General features: G+C 70.7%; 19 protein-coding genes. 13 read left to right on the top strand and 6 right to left on the bottom strand.

The window, feature by feature from the left end; translation table 11 throughout:
• Positions 1-113: 113 nt before the first annotated feature.
• Positions 114-470, bottom strand: coding sequence for an iron-sulfur cluster insertion protein ErpA (erpA, locus tag JJV70_RS05765; RefSeq protein WP_219046610.1), 357 nt, complete (start codon positions 468-470; stop codon positions 114-116).
• Positions 471-810: 340 nt separating this feature from the next.
• Between erpA and nadA the strand changes: the two genes are divergently transcribed.
• On the top strand, positions 811-1,989 hold the full coding sequence (gene nadA, locus JJV70_RS05760; protein WP_219046609.1) for a quinolinate synthase NadA: 1,179 nt from the start codon (positions 811-813) through the stop codon (positions 1,987-1,989).
• Positions 1,990-2,044: 55 nt separating this feature from the next.
• Here nadA and JJV70_RS05755 read toward each other — a convergent pair whose 3' ends face one another.
• Positions 2,045-2,647, bottom strand: coding sequence for a DUF3043 domain-containing protein (locus tag JJV70_RS05755; protein ID WP_219046608.1), 603 nt, complete (start codon positions 2,645-2,647; stop codon positions 2,045-2,047).
• A gap of 277 nt (positions 2,648-2,924) precedes the next feature.
• Between JJV70_RS05755 and JJV70_RS05750 the strand changes: the two genes are divergently transcribed.
• The 3 genes from JJV70_RS05750 (at position 2,925) to JJV70_RS05740 (ending at position 5,166) form a co-directional block, all read left to right on the top strand.
• Positions 2,925-3,734, top strand: coding sequence for a PspA/IM30 family protein (locus JJV70_RS05750; RefSeq protein ID WP_219046683.1), 810 nt, complete (start codon positions 2,925-2,927; stop codon positions 3,732-3,734).
• A gap of 37 nt (positions 3,735-3,771) precedes the next feature.
• Positions 3,772-4,053 carry a hypothetical protein gene (locus tag JJV70_RS05745; RefSeq protein ID WP_219046607.1) on the top strand — a complete coding sequence of 94 codons (282 nt, stop codon included), beginning with the start codon at positions 3,772-3,774 and terminating at the stop codon, positions 4,051-4,053.
• 153 nt (positions 4,054-4,206) lie between these two features.
• Complete coding sequence (locus JJV70_RS05740; RefSeq protein ID WP_219046606.1) at positions 4,207-5,166, top strand: S1C family serine protease; 960 nt, start codon at positions 4,207-4,209, stop codon at positions 5,164-5,166.
• Here the strand turns inward: JJV70_RS05740 and JJV70_RS05735 are convergent.
• Entirely contained in the window at positions 5,130-5,366 is a 237-nt protein-coding gene (locus JJV70_RS05735) for a hypothetical protein (protein ID WP_257573433.1), read from the bottom strand. The genes JJV70_RS05740 and JJV70_RS05735 overlap by 37 nt on opposite strands.
• A 78-nt stretch (positions 5,367-5,444) precedes the next feature.
• Between JJV70_RS05735 and JJV70_RS05730 the strand changes: the two genes are divergently transcribed.
• The 9 genes from JJV70_RS05730 to JJV70_RS05690 all read left to right on the top strand — a co-directional run bounded on the left by JJV70_RS05730 (position 5,445) and on the right by JJV70_RS05690 (position 17,262).
• Complete coding sequence (locus JJV70_RS05730; protein ID WP_219046605.1) at positions 5,445-6,668, top strand: bifunctional adenosylcobinamide kinase/adenosylcobinamide-phosphate guanylyltransferase; 1,224 nt, start codon at positions 5,445-5,447, stop codon at positions 6,666-6,668.
• 40 nt (positions 6,669-6,708) lie between these two features.
• Positions 6,709-7,866 carry a nicotinate-nucleotide--dimethylbenzimidazole phosphoribosyltransferase gene (locus tag JJV70_RS05725; RefSeq protein WP_219046604.1) on the top strand — a complete coding sequence of 386 codons (1,158 nt, stop codon included), beginning with the start codon at positions 6,709-6,711 and terminating at the stop codon, positions 7,864-7,866.
• A 102-nt stretch (positions 7,867-7,968) separates the two neighbouring features.
• Positions 7,969-8,865, top strand: coding sequence for an adenosylcobinamide-GDP ribazoletransferase (locus JJV70_RS05720; protein ID WP_219046603.1), 897 nt, complete (start codon positions 7,969-7,971; stop codon positions 8,863-8,865).
• A 125-nt stretch (positions 8,866-8,990) separates the two neighbouring features.
• The gene (locus JJV70_RS05715) at positions 8,991-10,589 is read left to right on the top strand and encodes a leucyl aminopeptidase (protein ID WP_219046602.1); all 1,599 of its coding nucleotides are present in this window, start codon (positions 8,991-8,993) and stop codon (positions 10,587-10,589) included.
• A 350-nt stretch (positions 10,590-10,939) separates the two neighbouring features.
• Positions 10,940-12,328, top strand: coding sequence for a dihydrolipoyl dehydrogenase (lpdA, locus tag JJV70_RS05710; RefSeq protein WP_219046601.1), 1,389 nt, complete (start codon positions 10,940-10,942; stop codon positions 12,326-12,328).
• Positions 12,329-12,379: 51 nt separating this feature from the next.
• The gene (gene sucB / locus JJV70_RS05705) at positions 12,380-14,173 is read left to right on the top strand and encodes a 2-oxoglutarate dehydrogenase, E2 component, dihydrolipoamide succinyltransferase (RefSeq protein ID WP_219046600.1); all 1,794 of its coding nucleotides are present in this window, start codon (positions 12,380-12,382) and stop codon (positions 14,171-14,173) included.
• 225 nt (positions 14,174-14,398) lie between these two features.
• Complete coding sequence (locus JJV70_RS05700; RefSeq protein WP_219046599.1) at positions 14,399-14,875, top strand: hypothetical protein; 477 nt, start codon at positions 14,399-14,401, stop codon at positions 14,873-14,875.
• Between the two features lie 3 nt (positions 14,876-14,878).
• Entirely contained in the window at positions 14,879-16,693 is a 1,815-nt protein-coding gene (locus JJV70_RS05695) for an alpha/beta hydrolase (RefSeq protein ID WP_219046598.1), read from the top strand.
• Between the two features lie 11 nt (positions 16,694-16,704).
• Positions 16,705-17,262, top strand: coding sequence for a hypothetical protein (locus tag JJV70_RS05690; protein WP_257573431.1), 558 nt, complete (start codon positions 16,705-16,707; stop codon positions 17,260-17,262).
• 924 nt (positions 17,263-18,186) lie between these two features.
• Here JJV70_RS05690 and JJV70_RS05685 read toward each other — a convergent pair.
• The 3 genes from JJV70_RS05685 to JJV70_RS05675 form a co-directional block, all read right to left on the bottom strand.
• On the bottom strand, positions 18,187-18,639 hold the full coding sequence (locus JJV70_RS05685; RefSeq protein ID WP_257573429.1) for a lactococcin 972 family bacteriocin: 453 nt from the start codon (positions 18,637-18,639) through the stop codon (positions 18,187-18,189).
• A 183-nt stretch (positions 18,640-18,822) separates the two neighbouring features.
• Positions 18,823-19,392 (bottom strand): GNAT family N-acetyltransferase, encoded by a 570-nt coding sequence (locus JJV70_RS05680; RefSeq protein WP_219046596.1) that lies wholly within the window; start codon positions 19,390-19,392, stop codon positions 18,823-18,825.
• Positions 19,393-19,622: 230 nt separating this feature from the next.
• On the bottom strand, positions 19,623-19,832 hold the full coding sequence (locus JJV70_RS05675; RefSeq protein WP_219046595.1) for a DUF397 domain-containing protein: 210 nt from the start codon (positions 19,830-19,832) through the stop codon (positions 19,623-19,625).
• Positions 19,833-19,914 lie beyond the last annotated feature (82 nt).

Below are 19,914 nucleotides of genomic sequence, written 5' to 3'. Positions count from 1 at the left end.
CAGGACGCGGCCACGCCCTGCGGGGCGAGGGGCTACGGCCGGGGCATGCGAAAGGGTCCGCGACCTTACGAGGTCGCGGACCCTTTCGCAGGTATCCCCTACGGGACGGCGGCTCAGCTGAAGGAGTCGCCGCAGGCGCAGGAACCCGTGGCGTTCGGGTTGTCGATGGTGAAGCCCTGCTTCTCGATGGTGTCGACGAAGTCGATCGAGGCGCCGCCCAGGTAGGGGGCGCTCATGCGGTCGGTGACGACCTTGACCCCGTCAAAGTCCTTGACGACGTCCCCGTCGAGCGAGCGCTCGTCGAAGAAGAGCTGGTAACGCAGGCCGGAGCAGCCGCCCGGCTGAACGGCGACGCGCAGCGCCAAGTCGTCCCGGCCCTCCTGCTCCAGCAGGCTCTTGACCTTCGACGCCGCAGCGTCGGACAGGATGATGCCGTCAGTCGTCGTAGCGGTCTCGTCCGATACGGACATCTGCTTCTCTCCCGGGTTGTTCGGACTGCTCTGCCACCTGGGGAACAGGCGGCCTCCCGGATTCATTCCGGTCCTGGCACGTCTCTTTCCGTCTGCCATGCTCGCACACCTCGCACCGCGGGGGCACGGTTCGCGGTACCCGGAACGCCAGCACGGGAGGGGAGTGCGTCACATCGCGGGACCGGCATCGTCACCATGACGCGAAGCGGCTATCATGGATAGCGTCAGATAGACGAAAAAGGGTCGCGCATCCCGCGTCCGCGCGCTGGGCGGCCCTTGAATCAGGGTGCGTACCGCAGGCTTTTGAGGTGCCCAGGATTCACCCGGAGGAGTGGACAACGTGAACCCCGCCCAGCCCCTGGACGTCCAGCCCACGCCGCTGGCCCTGCTGCTGCTCGGCCGGGAGGCCGACCCGAAGTCCGAGCGCGGCGTGGAGTGCCCCGGTGATCTCCCGGCGCCCTCGGACCCGGACCTCGTGGAGCGCGCGCGGGCGGCCAAGGCGAAGCTCGGCGACCGCGTCTTCGTCCTCGGCCACCACTACCAGCGGGATGAGGTCATCCAGTTCGCCGACGTCACCGGTGACTCCTTCAAGCTGGCCCGGGACGCCGCGGCCCGCCCGCAGGCGGAGTACATCGTCTTCTGCGGCGTGCACTTCATGGCCGAGTCCGCCGACATCCTCACCTCCGACGCCCAGCAAGTCGTGCTGCCGGACCTGGCCGCCGGGTGCTCGATGGCCGACATGGCCACGGCCGAACAGGTCGCCGAGTGCTGGGACGTGCTGGCCGAGGCGGGCATAGCCGAGGTCACCGTGCCGGTGTCGTACATGAACTCCTCCGCCGACATCAAGGCGTTCACCGGGCGGCACGGTGGCACCATCTGCACCTCCTCCAACGCGCGCCGCGCGCTGGACTGGGCGTTCGAGCAGGGCGAGAAGGTGCTGTTCCTGCCCGACCAGCACCTCGGGCGCAACACCGCCGTGCGCGACATGGGCATGTCGCTGGAGGACTGCGTTGTCTACAACCCGCACAAGCCGAACGGCGGGCTGACCGCCGACGAGCTGCGGGCGGCGAAGATGATCCTGTGGCGCGGGCACTGCTCCGTGCACGGCCGCTTCTCGCTGGAGTCGGTCAGCGACGTGCGGCAGCGGATGCCCGGCGTCAACGTGCTCGTCCACCCCGAGTGCAAGCACGAGGTCATCGCGGCGGCGGACTACGTGGGCTCCACGGAGTACATCATCAAGACCCTCGACGCCGCTCCGGCAGGCTCGAAGTGGGCCATCGGCACCGAGCTGAACCTGGTCCGGCGGCTGGCGAACCGTTACGCCGCCGAGGGCAAGGAGATCGCCTTCCTCGACAAGACGGTCTGCTTCTGCTCGACGATGAACCGCATCGACCTGCCGCACCTGGTCTGGGCGCTGGAGTCCCTGGCCAGCGGGACGGTCGTGGGCCGCATCCAGGTGGACCCGGAGACGGAGAAGTTCGCCAAGCTGGCCCTGGACCGCATGCTGGCCCTGCCGTAACCGGCGATGCCGTCTGGGAACTGCCCGGGCCGCTGAGCGCCCCGGGCAGGCTGCCTCAGCGGCGCGGCGCCTCGCCCCGGGCGACCTGCGGCTTCGGCAGCCGCATGCGGCGCATCTGGAGGGTGCGCATGAGCGCGTACATGGTGACGCCGCGCAGGTTCTCGTCCGGGAACCGCTCGCGCAGCGCCTTCTTCAGGCGGCGGCCGGTGAGGAACGAGTCGACGACGATCATCACGATCACGCCCAGCCACAGCAGCATGGAGATGTTCTTCGCCTGCACGCTGGGGACAATGCTGAGGATCAGGATGCCGACGGCGATCGGCAGAAAGTACTCCGCGATGTGCCACTTGGCGTCCACGAAGTCGCGCGCGAAGCGCCGGACCGGGCCACGGTCGCGCAGCGGCAGGTAGCGCTCGTCACCGGTGGCCAGGGCCTGGCGCTGCTTGGCGAGGTCGGCGCGGCGGGCCTCGCGGGCACGCTTGGCGGCCTCCTTGCGGCTGGAGGGGGCCTTGGAGATCTGGCGGCGCTGGGCCTGGGCCTCCCGGCGCTTGGGCGTGGGACGGCCCTTGGGTGCCTGCGGGTCGCGCGGCTGTGTGGTCAGGTCGGCGACCGGCTCGCGGGGCGGGGCCTGCTCATCCTTGGAACGGCTTCGGAACACGCCCCCAGCCTACGGCGTCGCGGGTGTGGCGTTCACCCGGACGGGGAACGATCCGGCAACGTTGACCGGCGGGTGGCTGCCGGGATTGGGCACACCGGGAGTGGCGTCTACTCCCCTCGCCGGAGGCGGGCGGCCTCACGATCGTCCTGGAGAAGGAGCACTTCAGGGCCGCATCGGTGCGCTAATGGAGTCAGGCCCCGTACTGTGGGTTCCGTAGGGATGCTTCGGCTCGAACAGTCCGTTACGAAGGGGGCGCGCGAGGCCCATGAGCGGTGTCATGAAGCGGATGGGGATGCTGTTCCGCGCTAAGGCCAACAAGGCCCTGGACCGGGCCGAGGACCCGCGCGAGACGCTTGACTACTCGTACCAGAAGCAGCTGGAGCTGCTGCAGAAGGTGCGGCGCGGCGTCGCGGACGTGGCCACCTCGCGCAAGCGTCTCGAACTGCAGCTCAATCAGCTGAACCAGCAGTCGGGAAAGCTGGAGGAGCAGAGCCGGAAGGCGCTGGCGCTCGGCCGGGAGGACCTGGCCCGCGAGGCGCTGACCCGCAGGTCCGCCCTCCAGCAGCAGGTCACCGATCTGGAGACCCAGCACCAGACCCTCCAGGGTGAGGAGGAGAAGCTGACGCTCGCCGCCCAGCGGCTCCAGGCCAAGGTCGATGCCTTCCGCACCAAGAAGGAGACGATCAAGGCCACCTACACCGCCGCGCAGGCGCAGACCCGCATCGGGGAGGCGTTCTCCGGCATCTCCGAGGAAATGGGCGATGTCGGCCTTGCCGTGCAGCGCGCCGAGGACCGCACCGCGCAGCTCCAGGCCCGCGCGGGCGCGATCGACGAGCTGCTCGCCTCGGGTGCGCTGGACGACCCGACGGGCACGGCCAAGGATGACCTGACGGCCGAGCTGGACCGGATCTCCGGCGGCTCCGACGTCGAGCTGGAACTCCAGCGCATGAAGGCCGAGCTGGCGGGCGGCTCCGGCGGCGGCCAGCAGGCCATCGAGGGCGGCGGCGCGGAGCAGCCGGGGCAGCACGCCCAGCAGGAGTCCGCCCCGTTCGATCAGGGATCTGGCACGAGGTTCGACAAGCAGTGACGGCCACGGCTGTCAGCCCCGCGAGAAGGAGCGCGACGTGATCGTACGGATCATGGGGGAAGGCCAGGTGAAGCTGGACGACAGCCACTTCGCCGAGCTGGACAAGCTGGACGACGCCCTGCAGGCCGAGCTGGACGGCGGCGACGAGAGCGGTTTCCGCCGCACGCTCGAGGAGTTGCTGGATGCCGTGCACCGGCTGGGCACACCGCTGCCGGACGACGCGCTGGAGCCCTCGGAGCTGATCCTGCCGGAGCGCGACGCCACGATCGACGAGGTACGGGCGATGCTGACCGACGACGGTCTGTTCCCCCCGGCGTGACGCGAGCCGCCTGCCGCGCGGCACGGGAGGCACCCGGCGCGTCGTGACGGGCGGCACCTGCCGCGCCCACCGCGAGCTGTGTGGGCGCGGCGGGCTCCCCCCGGCGTGCACGGCGGTGATGCGGCACCGGGGCGCGACAGGGACACTTCCGGCATGGAACTGCGTGGCCACAGTGTCGTCTCAGTGGTGGCCGTGGGCGCCGTCGTGGCGCTCGGCGGCTGTGCGGGTGTGGAGGGCGCCGCCTCGCAGGCGGGGCGCTCGCCCAGTGCCTCGGCGCCCCCCGAGCCCGGTGCCGACCCCGCCGAGCCCGGTGCCGAGCCCGGCGAGCTCCAGGGGCGGTACCAGGAAGTGGTGCGCGCGGTGCTGCCGTCCGTCGTGCAGATCGAGACCGACGAGGATCTCGGCTCGGGCGTCGTCTACGACGGCCGGGGCCACATCGTCACCAACGCGCACGTCGTCGGGGATGCCGAGACCTTCGAGGTGACGCTCGCGACGGGCGGGCAGCCGCTGACGGCGAAGCGGGTGGCCGCGTACGAGGACCAGGACCTCGCGGTCATCCGACTGGCCGATCCGCCCCGGGATCTTCGCCCCGCCGTCTTCGGCGACTCCTCCGACGTGGAGGTGGGCCAGATCGTGCTGGCCATGGGGAACCCGCTCGGGCTGTCCTCCAGCGTCACCCAGGGCATCGTCTCGGCCGTGGGCCGCTCGGTCAGCGAGGGGCAGGGCGCGGCGACGATCGGGAACATGGTGCAGACCTCGGCCGCGATCAACCCGGGCAACAGCGGTGGCGCGCTGGTGAACCTCGACGGCCACGTCATCGGCATCCCGACCCTGGCGGCGCGCGACCCGCAGTCCGGTGCCGCGCCCGCTCCGGGCATCGGCTTCGCCATCCCGGCCGTGACGGTTCGCGACCTGGCCGGGCAGATGATCGAGCACGGCAAGGTGGTGGACGCGGACCAGGCCGCGCTCGGCGTCACCGTACGCACGGTGCTGGGCGCCGGCTTCCAGCCCACCGGCGCTTCCGTGGTGACGTCACCGGGGACGCTCACGACGGAAGCGTTTAGCGCGGGTCCGCGTCAGCCATCGGACGCGTGCAGCGACATCGGCCCGTAGACCTCCGTGCCGTCCTCCAGCAGGCGCACCTGATCCGCGCCGCCCTCCCGCAGCGCGCGCCAGTGCTCGCCGATCCAGGACTCCGCGTCCCCCTGCGTGGAGAAGTCCTCCACCGGGACGGAGGGCTCCACCCGCGTACCGTCCGTCTGCTCGAACTGCCACGTCCACGCCACGTTGGCCTCCTGGGAGATCATCGGCATCACTGCCGGAAGGGTACTCGCGGGCGCCTCCGGCCGGGTCCCCGCGCCGTCCGGGGCGGGACGCGAGACCATCGGTGCGTGGACGTGACTCTGCTCGGCACCGGCGCTCCGGCCGGACTCCCCCGCCCCGACTGCCCCTGCGCGGTGTGCGCCGACTCGACCGGAGCGCGGGCGCGGGCCGCTACCGCGCTGCTGGTGGACGGCACACTGCTCATCGACCTCACCCCGGGCCCGGCGCTGGCCGCCGCCCGGGCGGGACAGTCGCTCCACGGGGTGCGGCAGGTGCTGCTGTCCCACCCGCAGGACGGTCCGGCGCTGGAGGTGCCCCCCGGGCTGCCCGCGCCGGTGCGGGTGCCGGACGGGCAAGAACTGGTGCTGATCAGCGGCCACCGGGTGGAGGCGGTCGCGCTGGACACCCCGGGCACCGGTTACGCGGTGACCGGCCCGGACGGGCAGCGCCTGCTCTACCTGCCGCCCGGCGCCTCCCCGGCCGGGGCCCGCGACACCGAGACGCCCTACGACACCGTGCTGCTGGACGTGCTGGGCCGCCCGGAGGCGCTGGCCAAGCTGCGCGGCACGCAGGCGGTCGGGGCGACGACGGACGTGCTGGCCGTGCACATCGACCACACCCAGCCGCCCGGTGCCGAGCTGCACCGCAGGCTCGCCGCCGCCGGTGCCCGCGCCGTGGCCGACGGCACCTCGCTGTCCGCCGGCGACTTCCGCGACGTCCCGGACGTGCCCCGGCGCACGCTGGTGCTGGGCGGCGCGCGCTCGGGCAAGTCGGCGGAGGCCGAGCGGCGGCTCGCCGCGTTCCCCGAGGTGCTGTACGTGGCGACGGGCGGCTCCCGGGACGGTGACCACGAGTGGGCCGCCCGGATCGGCGCCCACCGCGAGCGGCGCCCGGCCACCTGGCGCACCGCCGAGACCTGTGACCTGGTGCCGCTGCTGGCCGAGCCCGCGGGGCCGCCGCTGCTCATCGACTGCCTCGCGCTGTGGCTCACGCACACCATGGACGCGGTGGACGCCTGGTCGGACGAGGCATGGGTACGGGGCGCCGAGCGGGAGCTGGGCGAGCGGGTGGGCGAACTGGTGGCGGCGGTGCGCGCCACGGGCCGCACGGTGGTGGCCGTCAGCAACGAGGTGGGCGCGGGCATCGTCCCCGCGACGGCGGCCGGACGCCGGTTCCGGGACGCGCTGGGGCAGCTCAACGCGGCTGTCGCGGCGGAGTGTGAGCACGTGCTGCTCGTCGTCGCCGGGCACGCGCTGCCGCTGCGCGGGGCGCGGGAGCCGTTCCAGGGGTGAGGGCTTAGCCGGCCGGCGGACGCCGGGTAGCCTCGCCCCCATGAGCGCCGAGAGCGAAGACCGCGCAGGTGGCGAAGCCCACCACGAGGGCGAACCCCGCCTGGACCTGGACGAGTTCGGGGACCGCGTCGAGCGGCCCGACGGCAATGTGCGCCGCGACGCCGAGGAGCGCAGGGCCCGCACCGGGCTGGCGCGCGGGGCGCTGGGCCAGCTGGACGAGCTGGGCGGGTGGCTGGCCGCCGCGCAGGGCCGGGTACCGGTGACGCCGGTGGAGCGGCCCCGGCTGGTGGTCTTCGCCGCCGACCACGGCATCGCGCGGCTGGACGTCTCCGGGCGGCCCCCGGGTTCGACGGCCGCCCTGGTCCGGGCGGCGCTGGAGGGCGCGAGCCCGGCCGCCGTGCTGGCCCGGCGCGCCGGGGTGCCGCTGCGCGTGGTGGACGTCGCGGTGGACTGCGACGCGGGCGAGCTGCCCGCCGACGTCACCCGGCACCGGGTCCGGCGCTCCAGCGGGCGGGTGGACATCGAGGACGCGCTGAGCACCGAGGAGGCCGAGCGGGCGTTCCGCGCGGGCATGGCGGTGGCCGACGAGGAGGCCGACGCGGGCACCGACGTCGTCGCCCTCGGGGACCTCAGCGTCGGCGGGACGACGACGGCGGGCATCCTCATCGCCGCGCTGTGCGGCACCGACGCCTCGGTGGTCACCGGCCGTGGCGGCACCGGCATCGACGACCTGACCTGGATGCGCAAGTGCGCCGCCATCCGCGACGGGCTGCGGCGCGCCCGGCCGGTCCTCGGCGACCAGATGGGGCTGCTGGCCACCTCGGGCGGCGCCGATCTCGCGGCGATGACGGGTTTCCTGCTCCAGTGCGCGGTGCGGCGCACCCCGGTGGTGCTGGACGGTGTGGTGTCGGCCGCCGCCGCGCTGGTGGCCCAGCGGGTGGCGTTCCGGGCACCGGACTGGTGGCTGGCCGGTCACCGCAGCGGCGAGCCGGGGCAGGCCAGGGCGCTGGACCGCATGGGTCTCGACCCGCTGGTCGAGCACGGTGTCTGTGTGGGCGGGGGCGCCGGGGCACTGCTGGCGCTGCCGCTGGTGCGGGCGGCGGCCGCGCTCGCCGCCGAGCTGCCCGAGGTGGTGCCCGAGGTGCCCAGTGAGACGGGCACGGCTGGGGGCCGCTCGGAGGCCGTGGACGTCACGTAACCGGCTTGCCCCGCCCCCACCCGCCCGCGTCACGCGCCCTTCGGGCCACCCCGCCGCCCAGCGGTCAGGGCGCGGCGGGCGGCACGGTTAGCCTGAGCGGCCATGAGCGACACACCGGCGCGTCCCACGGACGCGGTTCCCGCACCTGACCCGGCCGGCCCGCCCCTGCCCGCCGGGAACGACGCGGCGCCCGCCACGGGCGGCGGGCCGGTGAGCCGCGTCGGGCCCGGCCTGCGGTTCGCCTTCGGGACGCTGACGGTGCTGCCGGTGCGGGTGCGCCGGTGGGACCGGCAGGCGGCGCGCGCGGGCATGCTGTGCGCGCCGCTCGCCGGAGCGGTGGTCGGGCTGGCGGCCGGTGCCGTCGGCGCGGTGCTGCTCCTGCTCGGCGCCGGTTCGCTGACGGCGGCGGTCGCGGCCGTCGCGGTTGCGGCCGTGCTCACCCGGGGGCTGCACCTGGACGGACTGGCCGACGTCGCCGACGGGCTGGGCAGCGGCAAGGACGCCGCCGGGGCGCTCGCCGTGATGAAGCGCTCCGACATCGGGCCGTTCGGCGTGGTGACGCTCGTACTGGTCCTGCTGGCCCAGGTCGCGGTGCTCGACGGGCTGTTCGCGCGCGGCTGGGCGGTGGGGGCGTGGGGGTGTGCGGTGGCGGCCCTCGCGTCCCGGACGGCGTTGACGTTCGCCGCGCGGCGCGGCGTACCGGCGGCGCGTCCGGAGGGGCTGGGGGCGGTGGTGGCCCAGACGGTGCCGGGGCCGGGGGCGTGGGCGGTGGGCGCCGGGGTGGCGCTCGTGGCCGCCGCCGGGGGCGTACTGGTGGACGCGTCCGGGCTGCCCGGGGCCGCCCTTCAGGGAGTGGCCGCCGTGGTGGTGGGCGTCGGCGCGGCGGAGCTGCTGCTGCGGCGGTGCGTGCGGCGGCTGGGTGGCGTCACCGGTGACGTGTTCGGCGCCGTCGCCGAAGTGGCGGCGCTGGGATGCCTGTTGCCGCTCGCGGTGGGGTGAGGCGGGGCGCCTGGCGGATGCGCCGGGCCACCGCCCGTCCGGTGGGGCGCGGTGGGGCGTAGGCTCGGGCTCACCCACCCTCAGGGATGTTCCACGAACCTCCGACGAACAGGATCGCCAGGACCGTGACTGCTCTGACCCTCAGTACCTCGTCCCCCGCAACGACGCGGGTGGACGCCATCGTCATCGGTGTCGCCAAGGGCTCCGGCGACTCCGGCACCCCGGTGGTGGCACCGGGCGCCGAGACGGTGGACAAGGCCCTCGGCGGGCGGCTCGCCGCCGTCCTGGAGACGCTCGGCGCGACGGGCGGCGAGGGCGAGATCACCAAGCTGCCCGCGCCGGACAAGCTGAAGGCGCCGCTCGTACTGGCCGTGGGCCTCGGCGCGGCCCCCGCCGCCGGAGAGGCGTACGACCCCGAGACGCTGCGCCGGGCCGCCGGTGCCGCCGCGCGGGCGCTGGCCGGGACCGCCAAGGCGGCGTTCGCGCTGCCGGTGGCTGACGGCGTGGAGTCCGTGGCCGCCGTCGGCGAGGGCGTGCTGCTCGGCGCCTACGCCTACACCGCGTACCGGGGCGCGGACGGCGCCGCCGGGAACGGCCAGAAGGCCGGGGCCAAGGGCGCGAAGGCCGCTAAGGGCGGGCGCAAGGGGGCGCGGGACGACGCGCGCGCGCCGCTGGCCGAGGCCGCGCTGCTGGGCGCCAAGCCGCGCGACAAGGCGCACAAGGCCGCCGTCGAGCGGGCCGCGGTGCTCGCCGAGGAGGTCGCCCGGGCCCGCGACCTGATCAACATGCCGCCGAACGACCTCTACCCCGCCTCGTTCGCCGCGCAGGCGCAGGCCGCCGCCAAGGAGCACGGCCTGAAGATCGAGGTGCTGGACGAGAAGGCGCTCGTCAAGGGCGGCTACGGCGGCATCATGGGCGTCGGCCAGGGCTCGCACCACGCGCCGCGCCTGGTGCGGCTCAGCTACACGCACGCGAAGGCCAAGAAGACCCTCGCCCTCGTCGGCAAGGGCATCACCTACGACTCCGGCGGCATCTCGCTGAAGCCCCCCGGCCACAACGAGACGATGAAGTGCGACATGAGCGGCGCGGCCGCCGTGTTCGCCGCCGTCGTCGCCGCCGCGCGGCTGAAGCTGCCGGTCAACGTCACCGGCTGGCTGGCGCTGGCCGAGAACATGCCCTCGGGCGGGGCGCTGCGCCCCGGCGACGTGCTGACCATGTACAGCGGCAAGACGGTCGAGGTGCTCAACACCGACGCCGAGGGGCGGCTGGTGCTGGCCGACGCGCTCACCCGGGCGGGCGAGGAGTCGCCGGACGCCATCGTCAACGTCGCGACGCTGACCGGTGCGATGGTGATGGCGCTAGGCAACAGCACGTTCGGGATCATGTCCAACGACGAGGCGTTCCGCACCCAGGTGCACGAGACGGCCCAGGAGGCGGGCGAGCTGTCGTGGCCGATGCCGCTGCCGCCGGGGCTGCGCAAGGGGCTGGACTCCACGATCGCGGACATCTCCAACATGGGTGAGCGCATGGGCGGCGGTCTGACGGCCGGGCTGTTCCTCCAGGAGTTCGTCAGCGAGGGCACGCCGTGGGCGCACCTGGACATCGCGGGTCCGGCGTTCAACGAGTCCGCGCCCTCCGGCTACACGCCGAAGGGCGGCACGGGGTCGTCGGTGCGCACGCTGCTGCGGCTCGCGGAGCGCACGGCCTCGGGTGAGCTGGGCTGACGCACGCCACTGACCCGGCCCGGCGGGGGTTGCTGACTCCGCCGGGCCGGGTCGCGGCGTTGCGGCGTTACGGTGTTTCGGTGTTTCGGTGTTTCTGCTGGCCGGCCCGCAGGCGGCGCGCACGCTGGGTCCGGGCCGTCCCTACCCGTCGGTAGACCCCCGTGGGGACGAGTGCAACGTCTCACACACCGGCCCGGCGTCCCGTTCGGCGTCGACAAATGCGAAGATGTTGTCTCGGCAGGACAGGGGCCCGCTAAACCCACAGGGCCGAAGCAACACAAGCGGCCGAACGCACAGCCGCCCGGTCACAGCCGACCGGCTCCGGCGCACCCATGCATGGAGGACGTGACGTGGCGAACGACGCCAGCACCGTTTTCGACCTAGTGATTCTCGGCGGCGGTAGCGGCGGATACGCCGCTGCCCTGCGCGCTTCACAGCTGGGTCTGGACGTTGCCCTGATCGAGAAGGACAAGGTCGGCGGAACCTGCCTGCACTACGGTTGCATCCCCACGAAGGCTCTGCTGCACGCCGGTGAGCTGGCCGACCAGGCCCGCGAGGGCGCCGAGTTCGGTGTCAAGACCACGCTTGAGGGCATCGACATGGCGGGCGTGCACAAGTACAAGGACGGCGTGATCGCCGGCCTGTACAAGGGCCTCCAGGGCCTGATCGCCTCGCGCAAGATCACCTACGTGGAGGGCGAGGGACGCCTGTCCTCCCCCACCTCGGTGGACGTGAACGGCCAGCGCTACGAGGGCCGCCACATCCTGCTGGCCACCGGTTCGGTGCCGAAGTCCCTGCCGGGGCTGAACATCGACGGGGAGCGCATCATCTCCTCGGACCACGCGCTGACCCTGGACCGCGTCCCGAAGTCCGCGATCATCCTGGGCGGCGGGGTCATCGGCTCCGAGTTCGCCTCGGCGTGGAAGTCCTTCGGGACGGACGTCACCATCGTCGAGGGCCTGCCGCACCTGGTGCCGCTGGAGGACGAGAACAGCTCCAAGCTGCTGGAGCGCGCGTTCCGCAAGCGTGGCATCACGTTCTCCCTCGGCTCGTTCTTCGAGAAGGCCGAGTACACCGACGGCGGGGTGAAGGTCTCCCTGGCCAACGGCAAGGAGTTCGAGGCCGAGCTGCTGCTCGTCGCCATCGGCCGGGGCCCGGTCTCGCAGGGCCTGGGCTACGAGGAGGCGGGCGTCGAGCTGGACCGTGGGTACGTCGTCGTGGACGAGTACTGCCAGACGAGCGTGCCGACGATCTCCGCCGTGGGTGACCTGATCCCGACGCTGCAGCTCGCGCACGTCGGCTTCGCCGAGGGCATCCTCGTCGCGGAGCGGCTGGCCGGGCAGAAGGTCGTCCCGATCGACTACGACGGCGTTCCCCGCGTCACCTACAGCCACCCCGAGGTCGCCTCCGTCGGGCTGACCGAGGCGAAGGCCAAGGAGCAGTACGGCGCGGACGCGGTCGTCACGCTGAAGTACAACCTGGGCGGCAACGGCCGGAGCAAGATCCTCAAGACGCAGGGCGAGATCAAGCTCGTCCAGGTGCGCGACGGTGCCGTGGTCGGCGTGCACATGGTCGGTGACCGGATGGGTGAGCAGGTCGGCGAGGCCCAGCTCATCTACAACTGGGAGGCCCTGCCCGCGGAGGTCGCGCAGCTCATCCACGCCCACCCCACGCAGAACGAGGCCCTCGGCGAGGCGCACCTGGCGCTGGCCGGGAAGCCGCTGCACTCCCACGACTGAGCGCGCCGGGCGCGACCCCATCCGTACATTCGTTAAGGAGCAACCGAAACCATGGCGGTTTCCGTAACCCTGCCCGCGCTTGGCGAGAGCGTCACCGAGGGCACCGTCACCCGCTGGCTCAAGGCCGAGGGTGAGACTGTCGAGGCCGACGAGCCGTTGCTTGAGGTCTCCACCGACAAGGTCGATACCGAGATCCCGGCACCGGCCGGGGGCGTCCTGTCCTCCATCAAGGTCGCCGAGGACGAGACGGTGGAGGTCGGCGCGGAGCTGGCCGTCATCGACGATGGCTCCGGCGGCGGCGAGTCCGCCCCGGCCGCGCAGGAGCAGCCGCAGCAGGCCGAGCCGGAGCCGGAGCCCGCGCAGCAGGAGCAGGCCCCCGAGCCCGCCCCGGCCGAGCAGGCGCCGCAGCAGGAGCAGGCGCAGCCCGAGCCGCAGGGCGCGGGCGCGCAGGCGTCCTCCGGTGGCGCGTCCGGCACCGATGTGGTGCTGCCCGCGCTCGGTGAGTCCGTCACCGAGGGCACCGTGACGCGGTGGCTGAAGGAGGTCGGCGACGAGGTCGAGGCCGACGAGCCGCTGCTGGAGGTCTCCACCGACAAGGTGGACACCGAGATCCCGGCCCCGGCGGCGGGCACGCTGCTGGAGGTCCTCGTCGGTGAGGACGAGACGGCCGAGGTCGGCGCGAAGCTGGCCGTCATCGGCGAGAAGGGCGCGGCCCCAGCGGCGAAGCCCGCGCAGCCGGAGCCCGAGCCGGAGCCGCAGGCCCAGCCCGAGCCGCAGGCCGAGGCGAAGCCGGAGCCGAAGCCCGAGCCGAAGCCCGAGCCCGCCCCGGCGCCGAAGCAGGAGGCCCAGCAGCCTGCCGCCCCGGCGCAGCAGGCCCCGGCTCCGGCCGCGCAGGCCCAGCAGCCCGCCGCGTCCCCGGCCGGTGGTGAGGGCGCCTACGTCACCCCGCTGGTCCGCAAGCTCGCGGGCGAGAACGACGTGGACCTGTCCACGGTGAAGGGCACCGGCGTCGGCGGCCGCATCCGCAAGCAGGACGTCCTGGCCGCCGCCGAGGCCGCCAAGACCCCGGCTCCGGCCGCCGCCGCACCGTCCGCCCCGAAGGCCCAGGCGGCCCAGCCGTCCGAGCTGCGCGGGCAGACGGTGAAGATGTCCCGCATCCGCAAGGTCATCGCCGAGAACATGATGAAGGCGCTGCACAACCAGGCGCAGCTCTCCACCGTGGTTGAGGTCGATGTCACCCGGGTCATGAAGCTCCGCGCCCGGGCCAAGGAGTCCTTCCTGGCCCGGGAGGGCGTGAAGCTCTCGCCGATGCCGTTCTTCGTCAAGGCCGCCGCCGAGGCGCTGAAGGTCCACCCGGCCGTCAACGCCAAGATTAACGACGACGGCACCGTGACCTACCACGACGTCGAGAACGTCGGCATCGCGGTGGACTCGGAGAAGGGCCTGATGGTCCCCGTCATCAAGGGCGCGGGCGACCTGAGCCTGGCGGGCATCGCCAAGCGCACCGCCGAGCTGGCGGGCAAGGTACGCGGCGGCGGGCTCAGCCCGGACGACATGTCCGGCGGCACGTTCACGATCAGCAATACCGGCTCGCGCGGTGCGCTGTTCGACACGATCATCGTGAACTACCCGCAGGTCGCCGAGCTGGGCATCGGTGCCACCGTGCGCCGCCCGGTCGTCATCGACCACCCGGAGCTGGGCGAGACCATCGCGATCCGCGACATGACCTACCTGACCCTCTCCTACGACCACCAGCTGGTGGACGGCGCCGACGCCGCCCGCTACCTCGCGGACGTCAAGGCCCGCCTGGAGGCCGCCGAGTTCGAGGGCGAACTCGGCCTCTGACGCCTGCCGGTACCCCACGGTGCCCCGCCCCCGGCCAGCCGCCGGGCGCGGGGCACCGCTGCGTCCGGGGCCAGCGGATCTGAGTACGCGTACTCATGATCCCCGCCCCTCCGCTCCGGCAGAATGCCCCAGGTGGCCGCCGGTGTGCCACCTGACCATGTCTGTTGTCGCCGTAGCCTGGCGGAGCTGACGGGCCACCTCCCACCCGCACCACCCGGAGACCGTATGTCGCCTGACGCCACGCCAGAGGTATGGCAGCAGCTCTTCGCTCTGGCCGAGCAGCGGCCCCCAAGCGCCAGCCCCGCCAGCAGCCCAGACGGCACCAGCCCCAGCCCCCTGCTGGCCCTCGCCTCAGCAGACGGCGGCGCCCCGGAAGGCGGCAAGCTCCGGCACAGCGCAGGCCCCTGGACCTCGGCGAGCAACTCGGTAGACGGCATGGCGAACGTGCTGGCGCAGGCCAAGAACAAGCTGGAGACCTCCCACGAGAACATCGCCGCCGAGGGGGCGGGCCTGGCCAGCGTCAGCAAGCTCACCAAGGTGCGCGAAACCTGGGTGGAACGGCTGGAGTCCGCCCGCGAGGAATGCGAGAACCTGGCGCCCAAGCTGCGCGCGGTAGCCAAGGAGCACGGCGAGAACGAGGCGGCCACCACGTCCACGTTCAAGGGCGCCCAGGCGCCCACCGGGGCGGAAGGCGGCCGCTGACCCATGCCCAGTACCCTCACCTGGTCCGAACTCCGCGATCTCGACCTGAGCGGCCTGCACGCCGCCGCGAGCGGCTGGGCCGGGGTCCGCGACCGCGCCCACGCCGCCCGGCAGACCCTCAACCAGCGAACCGCCGCGCTGGACGACACCGAGGAAGGAGAGGCCACGAAGGCCGCTGTCACACGCTTGACCACGCTCAGTGAGAACTACCAGTACATCTACACGGAGTGCGGACTGATCAACACCGCGCTGACCGGCCTGGCAGAGGAACTGCTACCCCACCAGAAGGCGGTGAACAACGCCCTGGACGACGCGGAGTCGCTGAAGTTCACCGTGGGAGCCGACGGAGCCGTCACCTACCCGGCCAAGGGTGAACTCCTGGACGGCTCACCGGCCCCGGGCGGCACCGTCACGGCCAGCACGCTCCTGACGGGCGAATGGCTCGTCTCCCAGCCCCTGGTGCCAAACCCCCTCCTGGACCCCAACCCCAACCGGCACGAGGCCCAGGACATCGCCGACCGCCTCTACCGCGCCGCCAAGGACGCCCGCGAGATCGACGACAGCTACGCGGAAGCGCTCAGCAAGCTGACCACCAAGCCCGGCCTCGACGTCACCGACGCGATGTGGACCGACGCCCACGAGGACTCCACCGCCGTCCGCGAAGCCGCCTACGGCTACCTCGACGCCAGCGACATCCCCACGGACCTCTCCGCCGCCGAACGCAAGGAATGGTGGGACGGACTCTCGGCGGGCGAACGCGCCCAACACCTCACCCTCCACCCCGATCTCATCGGCAACCTCGACGGCATCCCCGCCGCCGCCCGCGACGAAGCCAACCGCACCTACCTCCCCCTACTGATGGGCAAACTGGAGGGAGAGGACACGGAGGACGCCCGCACCAAACTCGCGGGCCTGGTAGTCATCGAGGAGAAGCTTCAGAAGGGCAGTGTCCCGCCCATGTACCTCTTGGGCATCGGCGACGAAGGCAACGGCCGTGCCATCGTCAGCTACGGCAACCCCGACACCTCCCGCAACGTCTCCGCCTACGTCCCGGGCCTGGGAACAGCTCTGGATGAGGCGTTTGCCAAGAACGACCTCGAACGTGCCCGCCACACCGCCCTCGGCGCACAAGATCACGACCCCTCTAGCGCTTCGATCGTTTGGCTGGGATACGACGCGCCCCAAATGGGAACTGATAAGGTCATCAACAACGCAGCTGTGATGACCGAAATTCATGCTACGGCTGGCGCACCGACATACAATGCATTCATCGAAGGCCTCGGAGCCACTAACGAGCACACCGACCCGCATATCACAGCGATCGGCCATTCTTATGGATCTCTTACAGTCGGCTTGGCAGCTCAACGCCCAGGCGGAATTCCGGGCGCAGATGACATTATCCTGCTGGGGAGTCCGGGGGTAAGCGCTGAGCACGCGTCTGAGCTTGGGGTCGATAGTGACCACGTATACGTTGGCGCTGCAGAGAACGATCCGGTGACCAAACTTCCTTCGAAAGCAGAAATCGATGGCGCGATCGAGGGATTTACGTCAACTAACCCAATTACAGCATACCTTTGGTATGAGCTCGCCGATATCGGCGACGACGACATCTGGTTCGGAAAGGACCCAGCAAGCGGGGCGTTCGGCGCCAACCGCTTTGCCGTTGACGATGGACCTCGCCCATATATCGATGGTGAAGGGCCGATGCCTGCACACTCGAACTATTTCAACCCTGAGAAGGACCAGCTATCGGCGGACAACGTCGCCGCCATCGTTGCCGGAAAACCCGAAGACGTGATCTCGGAGGCACCACGGTGAGGCTCCGCACCATGACAGCACTGCTACTCATTCTACCCCTTTCCGCCTGTGGAATGCTGGGCGAGAGCAGCGAAAATAATTCGACCGAGAATGTACCGAATGTGAACATGCAAGAAGCGGCCAACCGCGCGGATACTGTGTTGGACATGACTCTGAAGGCGATTAAGCCTGAGGTCGAGTGGGTTTATGGCGAAACGACGAGCCAAGCGTGCACGGATTGGAAAAACGAGGAGACAGAGACCGGAGCGGTGTCTCGCCGCCGTGCCGTCACCACCATCATCTCCAAGGAGCGTCGGGGAAACTTTCTCGGCGGCGTCGAGGATTTCTGGAAAAAGAGCGGATACGAGATCATCGCGGTACGCGACAGCGCCACCCACCCTGCCGTGTACGCGGAAACTCCAGAAGGCTTCCGCATCAGACTGATGTTCGGCGCGAAGGGGCAGGCTCTCCTCCAGGCATCGACGCCGTGCGCCGAGCAATCCGACGTCACTGACCCCAAGGAAGACACCGGTCCTGCCCCTGCCCCGAACGCAGAGTCTGACTTCTGGTCCGCATCAGGCAACAGTTGAGGAGCGGCTGGAAGCATCCCATCATCTTGTAAGAAGAAGCGAAGGCGAACTTTGACGTAAGCCCGTCAAAGACGTGACTGGAAGGAATCACGAGGAGGCTCCGCGCCATGTCAGCAACTAATAGCGGTAAAATTTTCCACCAGTTCGCTGGCGCCAACTGCCGAACATTGCCGACAGCAGAGAATAGGCCAGAAGTGCGACTGCTACCCATCGGAGAGTGGTCCACGTTGTTGCAGCAAGCGAACTCCCTACCCCTGCTTCAGTATGGAGCCGCATAGAAGTTTCGACCAAGGCAACGAGGGGTACAACGACTCGGCCTAGGAGAGGGTAAGGACCATTACGCGAAATGTTGCCACAGATTCCTAGAAGTGGCCCGAAAAGAATTCCGAAGAAGCACCACAGCAGCATCTTCGCAAGAAACGCACTCCAATCGAAATAGGTGGACTGGCCCGAAAGGTCGGCATAATCCACCGCGACGTACTCACCCTGAGTCGCCTTCGTCAGATAATAGGCGGACACCGCACTGATCAATGCAGTGGCTCCCGTGCTGGCAGAACGCGGCTTTGACGTGCTGAGCATTCCAAGGAAAAAGGCGAGGGCGGCCCACGCCCATCCCGCACTCAATACCAAGTGCGCCACCTGTCCGAGTTGCCCATCCGCCGATAGGAGCAAGGGGACACTGATCCCCAGGAGAGCACCTGCCCCTAGGGCGCACATATACGTAACGGCCCGAGAGTCCGCAGCAAGGTGACTTTTCTGACTACTGCCTATGATGTTTAGCACGTTCGTTGAGGCATGTGCATGATCACCGCCGCTGCAGAGAGGATGCGTTCAAGTATGCCGAACTTCTGGCCACACAGGTGAGGTGCTTGGGGCAGCAAGGTTGCGCTGACTAGTGAAAGGTGGCCTTTCGCCTCCGGAGTTCTAGTAGACACCCCAATACGTATAGCACGTGTAGGCCGCACCAGCAGTTATCTTGGCCTTCGCCCATACGTCCGGGTTGGCGTAGTCCTTATAGGTGTACCCGGCCTTGATGACGGTAGCCGTGTGCTTCTTAGACGGGTGTATGTAGTTGGAGTAGCAGGTGCTCCCGTCCAGCCCGGCAGCCCTCGTCCCGTAGTTCCATGTCCCTCCCCCGACCTTCTTCGTGGCCAGAGGCGTCATCGCGCCCCTGGATGAGGCGACCGGAACCACAGCCACCCCCCACTGCGTCGGCTGCTCGCCGTTCGGGCCGGTGAGCACCGCTGGAGGAGCCTGGGACCCGGGGGCAGTGGAGATCAAGGGCTCCGGCGCGGCGGTGGCAGGTTCCGCAGCAACGAGGGTCCCGGGGGCTGCCGTGATGACCGTGGCGGCGGCGATGGCGATCTTCTTTGACAACCTCATGCTGCGTCAATCTTCCTTAAGCCAAGTGAAGTTGACCTGGCGACTGCCAGAAGAGCCTACCCTGTCACACGCCTTCACAACCGGCCTGCACCTTTCTGCTGGCGCTCCAGCCCGTCCGCAGTGTCGCTCGTCAGAAGTGTGCTGGCCCGGAGCCGCAGGGGTGGCCACCCGCTCGGCTCAGGGATTGCTCGCCCAGCGGGAAGCGCGCCACTCGGGGGCGAGTAGGGCGTAGTGGAGTTCGCTGGTCCACTCGCCCTTGACCCACTCCGACTCGATGAAGTGGGCTTCCTGGCGCATGCCGAGGCGTTCCATCACACGGGCCGAGGCGGTGTTGCGGGCGTCGCAGCGGGCGGTGATCCAGTGCAGGCCGAGCCGGTCAAAGCCCAGACGCAGCATCTCGACGGCGGCCTCCGTGGCGAACCCACGGCCGTGGTAGTCGGGGTGCAGCACGTATCCGAACTCGCCCTGCTGGTGCCGCTCGCTGACCCAGGTCAGCAGGACGTATCCGATGACGGTGCCGTCCCCTTCGACGGCGAGCTGGATGTTGTCGCCCTCGCGCCGCAGCACCGTCTGCGCGGACCGCTCGGTCATCAGCCTGGTGATCTCTTCTCGCGTGCGCGGCTCGTTGTAGAGGTACCGGGCCACGTCCGCTCGTGACTCGAAGGCGTAGGCGTCCTCCTCGTCCCCGGCTTTGAACGCACGCAATATCAGCCGTTCCGTCTTCACCGGCCCGGTGATCTCCAGCACGCAAGCTCCCTTTCTCGGATGCCAAGTCTCCGGCCCGCGCCCCGCTCGCGCGCCGTCATCGCAGCAGCTTGGCACGGCCCAGCGCCTTCGACCAGGGGATATCCGGGTCTCCGTGCGCTGGAGAGTCCCGGGCCAGCGGGGACTGGGAGGGAAGCCCGGTACCGGTGCTGGAGATTCCCGACCTGGGTACGGCATATCCGCTCTACCGCACGCCGGAGTTGTGACTACGGTCAGGCACCCGGGTGAGCGGACTTCACCGCGTTGACGAAGGAGCCCCACCCCGCAGCGGGAAACACCAGCACCGGCCCACCGGGCACCTTGCTGTCCCGCACCGGCACCACGGCGGCAAGGCCCTCGGCGACCTCCACACACTGGCCCCCGTCGGGGTTGCTGTAGCTGCTCTTACGCCAGGACACGGCACTCGGGTCGATGGATCGCACGGGGACTCCTCCGAGGTGAGACGCGGGCTCCACTGATTAGTGAGGCACGGGGCAGCCGGGCAGCGCAAGGCCCCCAAGACCG

The sequence above is a fragment of the Streptomyces sp. JJ66 genome, from assembly GCF_019303495.1.
GTDB lineage: Bacteria > Actinomycetota > Actinomycetes > Streptomycetales > Streptomycetaceae > Streptomyces.
The sequence above is the reverse complement of the archived record's forward strand: the minus strand, read 5'-3'. Positions and strand labels throughout refer to the sequence as shown.